Raw genomic sequence first — 11,809 nt, 5'->3', positions numbered from 1 at the left:
CTACCGTAAGGCCGACCTGAGAGTGCAGTGAAAACATCTAACGATTGGAGATGAAACAGATGGACTGGCTGACGTCATTTATTGCGGGTTTGGACCCGCGACGCGCGTTGCGTGATGGCAACGGCGGTGCGCAGCTCGACGGCGGCGCGACATACGACGACGAACGTGAAGTGCGCGACAGCGCCGACTGGCGACCGACGCGTTTGCGCGTCAGGAAAACGCGCGCGCATTCGCGACGCGCGATGCCGACGCGACGCGCAACCGTCGTCGCATGTCCGGCATTGCCCCGGACCGTACGATAGTTTTTCGGACCTTCGAGCCCGGATTTACCTTGAATTGACGCTGGTTTGCTGCGTCAATTTGTCTCTGGCGAGCTGCAACAGCGGGCTCGTTTCTGCCTGAAAACATTCCACATTGTGGGATTTTTCGTCAAAAGTGAGCGAAAAAATTTCGCTTTCTTCACCTTTCCGCCGCCCTGCAAAAGTTAGCACACGGAAATTGTGCGACGCAATGGTGGGCATTTTCCATGCCAACCACGTAAAATTGTCTGTTGCAACAATCTTTTGGGAAATCTTTCTAGAGTGTTTGCGGCGCTGCAAAATTTTTAAGACGCGGTTATCCTCGTTAACCCTCGACCTTTCGTCAAGGGTGGCATAACGTCGCAGCTTCCCGAAAGGCAGCCATTTTTCGCCAAAGCTTTCGATTCTGTAAGCGATGACCCTGTTCGTTTTTGTGTTTCACGAATAAGAACTTCAATGCAATCCGCACCGTTACTTAGCCTCCTGATCTGGATTCCCGTCGTGGCCGGCGTTGTCATGCTGCGCGTCGGTTCCGACCGCGCGGCAAACCGCACGCGCTGGCTGGCGCTGATCGGCTCGCTGGCCGGCCTCTTGCCGGTGATCCCGCTCGTCGCGACCTTCAACAAGAGTCTCGCGACGATGCAGTTCGTCGAAAACGTCAAATGGCTGCCGTCGTTCGACATCGCGTGGCACCTCGGCGTGGACGGCATCTCGCTGTGGCTCGTCGTGCTGACCGCGCTGACGACGGTGATCGTCGTGATCGCGTCGTGGGAATCGATCAACACGCGACTCGCGCAGTATTTCGGCTCGTTCCTGCTGCTGTCGGGGATGATGCAGGGCGTGTTCACGTCGATGGACGGGATGCTGTTCTTCATCTTCTTCGAAGCCACGCTGATCCCGCTGTACATCCTGATCGGCACGTGGGGCGGCAAGCGTCGCGCGTATGCGGCGGTGAAGTTCTTTTTCATGTCGCTGATCGGCTCGCTGCTGATGCTCGCGGCGATGCTGTACCTGTTCGGCCAGTCGCATAGCTTCGACATCGCGCGCTGGAGCCAGCTGCAACTGGGTATCTGGCCGCAGATGCTGCTGTTCGTCGGCTTCCTCGCGGCGTTCTCGGTCAAGGTGCCGATGTGGCCGGTGCACACCTGGTTGCCGGACGTCCACACCGACGGCCCGACCGGCGTCGCGGTGCTGCTGGGCATGCTGAAGATCGGCGGCTACGGGCTGTTGCGTTTCGCGCTGCCCATCACGCCGCACGCCAGCCACTTCTTCGCGCCCGCGATGATCACGCTGTCGCTGATCGCGATCGTCTACGCGAGCCTGCTCGCGCTGGTGCAAACCGACATGCGCCGCGTGCTCGCGTATTCGGCGGTGTCGCACATGGGCCTGGTCACGCTCGGCCTGTTCCTGTTCAACCGGATCGGCACCGAAGGCGCAGTCGTCCAGATGATGTCGTACGGCCTCGTGTCGGGCGCGATGCTGCTGTCCACCGGCATGCTCTACGACCGCACCAGGACCGCCTCTATCGATGCATACGGCGGCGTGGCGAACACGATGCCGAAGTTCGCCGCCTTCATGATGCTGTTCTCGATGGCGAACGTCGGTTTGCCGGGTACGTCGGGCTTCGTCGGCGAATTCATGGTCTTGATGGGCGCGATCAGCTTCAACTTCTGGATCGGCGCGATTGCGACCACCACGGTGATCCTGAGCGCGGCCTATACCTTGTGGATGTACAAGCGCGTGGTGTTCGGCGCAATCGCGAACGTACGTGTCGGCTCGCTGAAAGATCTGGGCCGCCGCGAATTCGCGCTGCTCGGCGTGCTCGCGCTGCTGGTGCTGGCAATCGGTATCAATCCCAAGCCGTTCACGGATGCCATAGACCCGTCGGCCGGAGCGCTTATTGCGCAAACGCAACGTTCGGGTTTGCCGGGCAGCACCGATGAACCGCCTGCGGACGCCGACCATCTGCAAGCACGCACCACCTTGAACACGATGCACTCGCCGGGCTGAGCGGGACGGCGCGAGCCTCCGCCGGATCGGCGCCAAGCCTTTACCTTCAAGGGTCGACAGCGCATCACGCTGAACGCACTGCATGCCTCGCGGCCTGTGGTGCGTCTCAACATGTGCAACTCGATTTTCAATTTCGGACTGACATCGCAATGAAATCAATGTCACAGGGTGCGACGACATGTCGCACGCATGGAAACTGCAAGAATCTTTTTCGAGACGACCACTTAACGAAACAGTTCAATGCCCTTATCATGCGTCCCGTTAATAACCGGGGGACCGTCCAATGAAGAGGTTCATTGCAGTAGCTAACGGTGGGCAGGGGAAATGAAATTGAAGACCCTGAAAGGATCGGTGAGCTTGCTCGCCATCGGTCTAACCTCACTGCTTTCGGGCTGTCAGCTCGACGTGCTGGATCCGAAGGGCAGCATCGGCATGGCGGAGAAGTCGCTGATCGCGACGTCGACGTGGGCGATGCTGATCGTCGTGATTCCGGTGATCGCACTGACGTTGCTGTTTGCATGGCGCTATCGCGCGAGCAACACCAAGGCCGATTACCAGCCTAAGTGGTCGCATTCGACCGCAATCGAAGTCGCGATCTGGACGATTCCGACGCTGATCATCATTTTCCTCGCCGTTCTGACGTGGAAGACGACGCACGAGCTGGATCCGTACAAGCCGCTCGAATCGAACGTCAAGCCGATCAACGTCGAAGTCGTCGCACTCGACTGGAAGTGGCTGTTCATCTATCCGGACCTCGGTATTGCAACGGTCAACCAGATCGCGTTCCCGGTGGGCACGCCGGTCAACTTCAACGATCACGTCCGATTCGGTGATGAACTCGTTCTTCATCCCGCAACTGGGCGGCCAGATCTACGCAATGGCCGGCATGCAGACGCGCCTGCACCTGATCGCGGACGAAGCGGGCGATTACGCCGGCACGTCGGCGAACTTCAGCGGCAAGGGCTTCTCGGACATGAAATTCCGCGCACTGGCGAAGTCGCCGGAAGAATTCAACGCGTGGGTTGCGCAGGTCCGTGCATCGAAGGACAGCCTCGACATGAACCGCTACAACGTCGTGTCGAAGCCGGAAGAAAAGGCGCCTGTCGGCTACTTCTCTTCGGTTGATCCGAAGCTGTTTCACAACATCATCGCCCGTTACAACAATGGTCACGTCATGGATCCCAAGGACGCGAATTGTGGGGTGAAGGGATAACGTATGTTTGGAAAACTCTCACTCGACTCGATTCCGTACCACGAGCCGATCATCATGGTCACGGCCGCGATGATTGCGATCGGTGGCGCCTCGGTGTTCGGTCTGATCACGTATTTCGGCAAGTGGCGCTACCTGTGGACTGAGTGGCTGACGTCGGTCGACCACAAGAAGCTCGGCGTGATGTACATCGTCGTCGCACTGATCATGCTGTTCCGCGGCTTCGCGGACGCGATCATGATGCGTACCCAGCTCGCGCTGTCGTACCACGCGCCCGGCTATCTGCCGCCGCACCACTACGACCAGATCTTTACCGCGCACGGCGTCATCATGATTTTCTTCATGGCGATGGCGTTCATGGTCGGCCTGATGAACATCATCGTGCCGCTGCAGATCGGTGCTCGCGACGTTGCGTACCCGTTCCTGAACTCGCTGAGTTTCTGGATGACGGCGATCAGCGCAATCCTGATCAACATCTCGCTGGTCGTGGGTGAATTCGCGCAAACCGGCTGGCTCGCGTATCCGCCGCTGTCGGAGCTGCAGTTCAGTCCGGGTGTCGGGGTCGATTACTACCTGTGGAGCTTGCAGCTGTCCGGTGTGGGCACGCTGCTGACGGGTATCAACTTCTTCGTCACGATCGTCAAGATGCGCGCGCCTGGCATGACGTGGATGAAGGTGCCGGTCTTCACGTGGACCGCGTTGTGCACGAACGTGCTGATCATGGCTGCGTTCCCGATCCTGACGGTCACGCTGGCGCTGCTCGGTCTCGACCGTTACCTCGGCATGCACTTCTTCACGAACGATGCCGGCGGCAACGCGATGCTGTACCTGAACCTGATCTGGGCATGGGGTCACCCTGAGGTGTACATCCTGATCCTGCCGGCGTTCGGTATTTTCTCGGAAGTGATCGCGACGTACGCGAAGAAGCCGCTGTTCGGCTACAAGACGATGGTCTACGCAACCTGCGCGATCATGGTCCTGTCGTTCCTGGTGTGGCTGCATCACTTCTTCACGATGGGTTCGGGCGCCGACGTCAACGCGTTCTTCGGTATCGCGACGATGATCATCGCCATTCCGACCGGCGTGAAGGTGTTCAACTGGCTGTTCACGATCTACAAGGGCCGTCTGCAATTCACGACGCCCGTGCTGTGGACGCTGGGCTTCATGGTCACGTTCACGATCGGCGGTATGACGGGCGTGATGATGGCAATCCCGGGCGCCGACTTCGTGCTGCACAACTCGCTGTTCCTGATTGCTCACTTCCACAACGTGATCATCGGTGGCGTGCTGTTCGGTTACCTGGCCGGTTTCAACTACTGGTTCCCGAAGGCATTCGGCTTCAAGCTGAACGAAAAGCTGGGCAAGGCTGCGTTCTGGTTCTGGCAGATCGGTTTCTGGGTTGCGTTCACGCCGCTGTACGTGCTGGGCTTCATGGGCATGACGCGTCGTCTGAACCACTACGACAATCCGGCATGGCATCCGTGGCTGCTGATCGCCGAAGTGGGCGCTGTGCTGGTCGCACTCGGCATCATCTGCCAGGTGCTGCAACTGGTGGTCAGCATCCGCGACCGCAACAAGCCGGAAAACCGCGATTTCTCGGGCGATCCGTGGGATGGCCGTACGCTGGAATGGGCAACGCACTCGCCGCCGCCGTCGTACAACTTCGCGATCATTCCGCATGTGCGTAGCCTCGACGAATTCAACGACATGAAGGAACGTGGCCAACACGACGCGGAAGTCGCGCCGGTCTACCGCGATATCCACATGCCGTCGAACACGAGCGCTGGCTTCTTCATCGGCGTGTTCAGCCTGGTGCTGGGCTTCGCTGCGATCTGGCACATCTGGTGGCTCGCGATTCTCGGTTTCGTCGGCGTCCTCGCGACGGCGATCGGCTATAGCTTCGCCAAAAACGAAGGCTTTTACATTCCGGCCGATACGGTTCAACTGATCGAAGAACGGCATGCGGCAGGGATCGCTGCTGCGCTGGAGAAGAACTGATGTTGCAGAAAACCACTGTTGCTGATCCGCACCACCACGACTCGGACCACGTCCCGTCGCATTCGGTGTTCGGATTCTGGCTGTACCTGATGACCGACTGCGTGATCTTCGCGTCGTTGTTCGCCGTGTTCGCGGTGATGAGCCATCAGTTCGCGGGCGGTCCGTCGGGCAAGGACCTGTTCGAAATCCCGGGCGTCGCGCTCGAAACCGCCGTGCTGCTGCTGAGCAGTATCACGTACGGCTTCGCGATGATCGGCGCGCACAAGGGCAAGAAGGGTGCGCTGCTGGGCTGGCTGGCCCTGACGTTCCTGCTGGGCGTGTCGTTCCTGGTGATGGAAATGCGCGAGTTTGCGCACCTGATCGCCGAAGGCGCCGGCCCGGATCGCAGCGCGTTCCTGTCGTCGTTCTTCACGCTGGTCGGCACCCACGGCCTGCACGTGACGCTGGGTCTGATCTGGATGGTGGTGCTGGCCGTGCAAGCGATCCGCGCCCCGGAACTGGGCGAACGCGAACTGCGTCGCCTGACGTGCCTGAGCCTGTTCTGGCACTTTCTGGACATCGTCTGGATCGGCGTGTTTACCTTTGTCTACCTTGCGAGTGTGATTTAAATGGCACAACACCATTCTTCTCACGCAGGCGAGAGCCACGGCAGCGCCGGCAGCTACATGGTCGGTTTCATCCTGTCGGTGATCCTGACGGCAGGCGCATTCGGCCTCGTGATGGCCGGCGTGCTGACCGGTGAAAACGCGTTGCTCGCGATCTCCGGCCTCGCGCTGGTGCAGATCGTCGTGCATCTGGTGTTCTTCCTGCACATGAACACGTCGTCGGAACAGCGCTGGAACGTGCTGGCCTTCGGCTTCACGGTGATGACGGCGGTCATTCTGATCGGCGGCACGCTGTGGGTTCTGCACAACGTCGCGATGAACATGATGTCGCGTTAAAACCGGTTCGCCGGTCGCACGGCGCAGTTCAGCGCGCCGCGCACTCCACGAAAAGCCCCGCGAGAAGCGATTCTCGCGGGGCTTTTTGTCGTCTGCGGGCTAAACGGACCTGGCCATCCGGCCAGTGACGTCATGCCACACGCCAACAAATTCGAAAAGTCTTTTTTGAACGGACGCGCATTAACAAATCCGCGTCGGGCCGCCATGATGCGCTCCACTGTTAATTGGGGGGCGTCGAATGAAAAGATGTGTGACAGAGGTTCAAGGCGGGCAACGGCCATGAGAGCGACGTCGCTGAAGAGAGCGGCGCTGGCGCCGGGCGTTGCCCTGACTTCGCTGCTGGGCGGCTGCACGCTCGATCTGCTCGATCCGAAGGGCAGCGTCGGCGCAGCCGAGAAGTCGCTGATCGTCACCGCGAGCTGGGCGATGCTGATCGTCGTGATTCCGGTGATCGTGTTGACGCTGCTGTTCGCATGGCGCTATCGCGAGCGTAATCACCGCGCCGAGTACCGGCCCAAATGGGCGCATTCCACAGCGATCGAAATCGTGATCTGGACCGTTCCGAGTCTGATCATCCTGTTTCTCGCGGTGCTGACGTGGAACACCACGCACGCGCTCGATCCATACAAGCCGCTCGAATCCGACGTCAAACCGATCACCGTGCAAGTGGTCGCGCTCGACTGGAAGTGGCTGTTCATCTATCCAGAACTGGGTATTGCGACGGTCAACCAGATTGCGTTTCCGGTCGATACACCCGTCAATTTCGTGATCACGTCCGACTCGGTGATGAACTCGTTTTTCATCCCGCAACTGGGCAGCCAGATTTATGCGATGGCCGGCATGCAGACGCGTCTGCATCTGATCGCCAACCAGACGGGCGACTACGCAGGCATGTCGGCGAACTACAGCGGCGCGGGCTTTTCCGATATGACATTCCGCACGCTGGCCACCACGCCCGACGCATTCGATGCGTGGGTGGCGAAGGTGCGCGCGTCTCCCGATCACCTGGATATGAACCGCTACAACGCGGTGTCGAAGCGCGAAGTGAAGGCGCCGGTCGGCTATTTCTCGTCGGTCGATCCGAACCTGTTCCGCAACGTCGTGGCCCGTTACAACAACGGCAACGTCCTCGATCTGACGGACGCCAACTGTGAGGTGAAAAAGTAACCATGTTCGGAAAACTCACGTTATCGGCGATTCCGTTCGATCAGCCGATCATCATGGGCGCGGCCGCGTTCATGGCGCTGATCGCGCTCGGCGTGCTGGGCGGCATCACGTATGCCGGCAAATGGCGTTATCTGTGGAACGAGTGGATCACGTCGGTCGATCACAAGAAGATCGGCGTGATGTATCTGATCGTCGCGTTCATCATGCTGGTGCGCGGTTTCGCCGACGCCGCGATGATGCGCGCCCAGCTCGCGCTCGCCTACGACGCGCCGGGCTTCCTGCCGCCGCATCACTATGACCAGATCTTTACCGCGCACGGCGTCATCATGATTTTCTTCATGGCGATGGCATTTATGGTGGGTCTGTTCAACCTGATGGTGCCGTTGCAGATCGGCGCCCGTGACGTCGCATTCCCGTTTCTCAATTCGTTGAGTTTCTGGATGACGGCGATCAGCGCAATCCTGATCAATATCTCGCTGGTGATCGGCGATTTCGCGGCCACCGGCTGGCTCGCGTATCCGCCGCTGTCGGAGCTCGAATTTAGTCCGGGCGTCGGCGTCGATTACTACCTGTGGAGCTTGCAGCTGTCCGGTGTGGGCACGCTGCTGACGGGTATCAACTTCTTCGTCACGATCGTCAAGATGCGCGCGCCCGGCATGACGTGGATGAAGATGCCGGTGTTCACGTGGACGGCCTTGTGCTCGAACGTGCTGATCATAGCGTCGTTCCCGATCCTGACCGTCACGCTGGCGCTGCTCGCGCTCGACCGTTACCTCGGCATGCACTTCTTCACGAACGACGCCGGCGGCAACGCGATGCTGTATCTGAACCTGATCTGGGCATGGGGTCACCCCGAGGTCTACATCCTGGTTCTGCCCGCGTTCGGCATCTATTCGGAAGTGGTCGCGACATTCGCGAAGAAGCCGCTGTTCGGCTACAAGACGATGGTCTACGCAACCTGCTCGATCATGGTCCTGTCGTTCCTGGTGTGGCTGCACCACTTCTTCACGATGGGCTCCGGCGCCGACGTCAACGCGTTCTTCGGCATCGCGACGATGATCATCGCCATTCCGACCGGCGTGAAAATTTTCAACTGGCTGTTCACGATGTACAAAGGCCGGATCGAATTTACCGCGCCGATGTACTGGACGCTCGGCTTCATGGTCACGTTTCCGATCGGCGGCATGACGGGCGTGATGATGGCGATTCCCGGCGCCGACTTCGTGCTGCACAACTCGCTGTTCCTGATCGCTCACTTCCACAACGTGATCATCGGCGGCGTGGTGTTCGGCTATCTGGCGGGTCTGCATTACTGGTTCCCGAAAGTGTTCGGATTCAAGCTCGACGAGAAGCTCGGCAAGCGCGCGTTCTGGTTCTGGCTGTCGGGCATGTGCGTCGCGTTCGCGCCGCTGTATGTGCTCGGTTTCATGGGCGCGACGCGTCGTCTGAATCACTACGACAACCCGGCGTGGCATCCGTGGATGATGCTCGCCGCGTGTGGCGTCGTGCTCGTCGCGCTCGGTGTCGTGCATCAGGTCGCACAACTGGCCGTCAGTATTCGCAACCGCAACAAGCCTGAAAACCGCGACCTCACCGGCGACCCGTGGAATGGCCGCACGCTCGAATGGGCGACGCATTCGCCGCCGCCGGCATACAACTTCGCGGTGATTCCGGACGTGCGCGCGCTCGATGCGTTCGCCGATATGAAAGCGCGCGGCACGTGGGGTCTCACGCCGACCTATCGCGACATTCATATGCCGTCGAATACCAGCGCGGGCTTCGTGATCGCGATGTTCAGTCTGGTGCTGGGTTTTGCCGCCGTCTGGCATATCGGTTGGCTGGCAATCGCGGCGCTGACCGGCGTAATCGCGACGGTAATCGTGCACGGTTTCGGTGATAACGACGGCTACATCATTCCGGCCGACACGGTTCAACTGATCGAAGAACGGCATGCGGCCAAGGTGACCGCGATGGAGACTGACTGATGTTGCAAAAGACGAGTGTTGCCCACGCGCACCACGGAGCGGACCACTTGCCGTCACAATCGGTATTTGGATTCTGGCTCTATCTGATGACCGATTGCATCATCTTCGCGACGCTGTTTGCGGTGTTCGCGGTGATGGGCACGCAGTTCGCGGGCGGCCCGAATCCGCGCGAGATGTTTGAAATTCCGGGCGTCGCGATGGAAACGGCGGTGCTGCTGTTCAGCAGCATCACGTATGGTTTCGCGATGATCGGCGCGCACAAGGGCAAGAAAGTCGCGTGCCTGACCTGGCTGGCGGTCACCTTCGTGCTGGGCGTCGTGTTTCTGGTGCTGGAGATGCGTGAGTTCGCGGTGCTGATCGCCGAAGGCAACGGACCCGACCGCAGCGCGTTCCTGTCGTCGTTCTTCACGCTGGTCGGCACGCACGGCTTGCACGTTGCGTTCGGGCTGCTGTGGATGGCGGTGATGGCCGCCCACGTGCTGCGTAGCCGTACGATCGACGCGCGCACGCTGCGTCGTCTGACGTGCCTGAGCCTGTTCTGGCACTTCCTGGACATCGTATGGATCGGTGTCTTTACCTTCGTCTATCTGGGGAGCGTACTGTAATGGCCGATGCCCATCATTCCCACGCGGGCGGCAGTCACGGCAGCGTGAGCAGTTACATGGTCGGCTTCGTGCTGTCGGTGATCCTGACGGCGGCGGCGTTCGGCGTCGTGCTGACCAACGCGCTCAGCGGTTTCAATGCCGTGCTCGCCATTTCCGGACTCGCGCTGGTGCAGATCGTCGTGCATCTGATGTACTTCCTGCATATGAACACATCGTCCGCGCAACGCTGGAATGTGATGGCGTTCGGCTTCACGGTGTTGACCGCGTTGATCCTGATCGGTGGATCGTTGTGGGTGATGCACAACGTCGGCGCGCACATGATGTCGCGATAGACCCACGCACTAAAAAAAGCCCCGCGAGAAGTGCTTGTCGCGGGGCTTTTTTGTGTGCAGCGTTAGTCAGAAACTGATCGCCATGCCGAGCATCGCCACGAACTGATTGCCCGTCGACGACGCCGTCGAGTTCTGCGAATCGCCGATCACCGCATTCGCGTCGATCACGTCGGATACGCCCGCCGCGCCGAGCGTCTTGCCGTTGGCGTGCTGATACGCCTGCAACGCGTAGAACGTGGTGCGCTTGGACATGTGATACGCCTCTTTCAGCGAGACCTGCTGGTAGCGCGCGGAATCGTCGATACCATTGGCTTTCGATGCACGCGTATAGCTGTAACCCGCCGCCACGTCGACATTCGAATCGAACGTATAGCGCGCCAACGCGCCGTAGGTATTGAACACGGCGGTATCGGTAAACAGCGATTCGCCGCCCGGCAGATACTTGACGTTCGAGTAGTTCAACCCGAGTTCGACTGCGCCGATACGATAGACGCCCACCGCCGCGACGTGCTGCACCGCGCGCGCCGACGTATAACCGGCATTCACCGCCGACGTCCCGTACGACGCGCTCGCGCTTTGGGTCGTCGTCGCCGTGTCCGACACGCTGTTCATCCGCAGATAGCCCGCCGCAACCGACAACGGACCACCGTCGTAACGCAGCGCCGCGCTGATCGTGCTGCCGCTTTCCATGCTGCCCGCCACGCCGCCGAAGCCGTATTGCGCGCTCGCTTGCCAGCCGCCGAGCGTCGGTGACGTGTACATCACCGAGTTGTTCGAGCGGATTGTCGTGTCGAGGCCGTCGATATCGCCCGGATGCGCGCCGGTGGCGCCGGTCAGAAAGTTGTTCGGTCCGAGCGAGCACAGCAACAGGTAATACGACGTGTACTGACGACCGGCCGTGACCGTGCCGTAGCGCGTGTCCTGCAAGCCGAAAAACGCCTGCCGGTTGAACGCGAGACCCGACGATCCCAGCGCGCCGTTATCGGGATCGAAGCCTTCCTGCAAATCGAAAATCGCGCTGAGCGTCGAACTCAGCGCTTCAGTGCCGCGCAAACCGAAGCGCGACGCCATCAGGTTGCCCTGACGCGTGTAGACGTTCGCGTGCCCGCTCTGGTTGTTCGAATACACGATCGACTCATCGACCATGCCGTACAGCGTCACGCTGTTCTGTGCGAAAACCGGTGTGCTGGCGGCGGTTGCGCACAACGCGAGAAACACGGTGCGCGACGGAAATTTCAGATTCAATGACAACTGGATATCTT

General features: G+C 60.0%; 10 protein-coding genes and 1 pseudogene. 10 read left to right on the top strand and 1 reads right to left on the bottom strand.

Annotation, left to right across the window (positions count from 1 at the left end; translation table 11 throughout):
• Positions 1-50 precede the first annotated feature (50 nt).
• The 10 genes and pseudogenes from PW947_RS04840 to cyoD (PW947_RS04795) all read left to right on the top strand — a co-directional run bounded on the left by PW947_RS04840 (position 51) and on the right by cyoD (PW947_RS04795) (position 10,547).
• Positions 51-302, top strand: a complete 252-nt coding sequence (locus tag PW947_RS04840; protein WP_299629937.1) for a hypothetical protein — start codon at positions 51-53, stop codon at positions 300-302.
• 453 nt (positions 303-755) lie between these two features.
• Positions 756-2,309, top strand: coding sequence for an NADH-quinone oxidoreductase subunit M (locus PW947_RS04835; RefSeq protein WP_299629936.1), 1,554 nt, complete (start codon positions 756-758; stop codon positions 2,307-2,309).
• Between the two features lie 324 nt (positions 2,310-2,633).
• Positions 2,634-3,522: pseudogene (cyoA, locus tag PW947_RS04830) on the top strand (ubiquinol oxidase subunit II).
• Positions 3,523-3,525: 3 nt separating this feature from the next.
• Entirely contained in the window at positions 3,526-5,517 is a 1,992-nt protein-coding gene (gene cyoB, locus PW947_RS04825) for a cytochrome o ubiquinol oxidase subunit I (protein ID WP_299629935.1), read from the top strand.
• Positions 5,517-6,125, top strand: a complete 609-nt coding sequence (cyoC, locus tag PW947_RS04820) for a cytochrome o ubiquinol oxidase subunit III (RefSeq protein ID WP_299629934.1) — start codon at positions 5,517-5,519, stop codon at positions 6,123-6,125. Before cyoB (PW947_RS04825) ends, cyoC (PW947_RS04820) begins: the two co-directional genes overlap by 1 nt.
• Positions 6,126-6,458 carry a cytochrome o ubiquinol oxidase subunit IV gene (gene cyoD / locus PW947_RS04815; protein ID WP_299629933.1) on the top strand — a complete coding sequence of 111 codons (333 nt, stop codon included), beginning with the start codon at positions 6,126-6,128 and terminating at the stop codon, positions 6,456-6,458.
• Positions 6,459-6,737: 279 nt separating this feature from the next.
• On the top strand, positions 6,738-7,625 hold the full coding sequence (gene cyoA / locus PW947_RS04810) for a ubiquinol oxidase subunit II (protein WP_299629932.1): 888 nt from the start codon (positions 6,738-6,740) through the stop codon (positions 7,623-7,625).
• A 2-nt stretch (positions 7,626-7,627) separates the two neighbouring features.
• Entirely contained in the window at positions 7,628-9,610 is a 1,983-nt protein-coding gene (gene cyoB / locus PW947_RS04805; protein ID WP_299629931.1) for a cytochrome o ubiquinol oxidase subunit I, read from the top strand.
• The gene (cyoC, locus tag PW947_RS04800; protein ID WP_299629930.1) at positions 9,610-10,215 is read left to right on the top strand and encodes a cytochrome o ubiquinol oxidase subunit III; all 606 of its coding nucleotides are present in this window, start codon (positions 9,610-9,612) and stop codon (positions 10,213-10,215) included. The genes cyoB (PW947_RS04805) and cyoC (PW947_RS04800) overlap by 1 nt, the downstream gene beginning before the upstream one ends.
• Positions 10,215-10,547 (top strand): cytochrome o ubiquinol oxidase subunit IV, encoded by a 333-nt coding sequence (cyoD, locus tag PW947_RS04795; RefSeq protein WP_299629929.1) that lies wholly within the window; start codon positions 10,215-10,217, stop codon positions 10,545-10,547. The genes cyoC (PW947_RS04800) and cyoD (PW947_RS04795) overlap by 1 nt, the downstream gene beginning before the upstream one ends.
• 66 nt (positions 10,548-10,613) lie before the next feature.
• Here cyoD (PW947_RS04795) and PW947_RS04790 read toward each other — a convergent pair whose 3' ends face one another.
• On the bottom strand, positions 10,614-11,765 hold the full coding sequence (locus tag PW947_RS04790) for a porin (RefSeq protein ID WP_299630577.1): 1,152 nt from the start codon (positions 11,763-11,765) through the stop codon (positions 10,614-10,616).
• Positions 11,766-11,809 lie beyond the last annotated feature (44 nt).

This window comes from Paraburkholderia sp., assembly GCF_028283785.1.
Taxonomy (GTDB): domain Bacteria; phylum Pseudomonadota; class Gammaproteobacteria; order Burkholderiales; family Burkholderiaceae; genus Paraburkholderia.
Note: the sequence above shows the minus strand (reverse complement) of the source record. Positions and strands in the feature narration are given on the sequence as shown.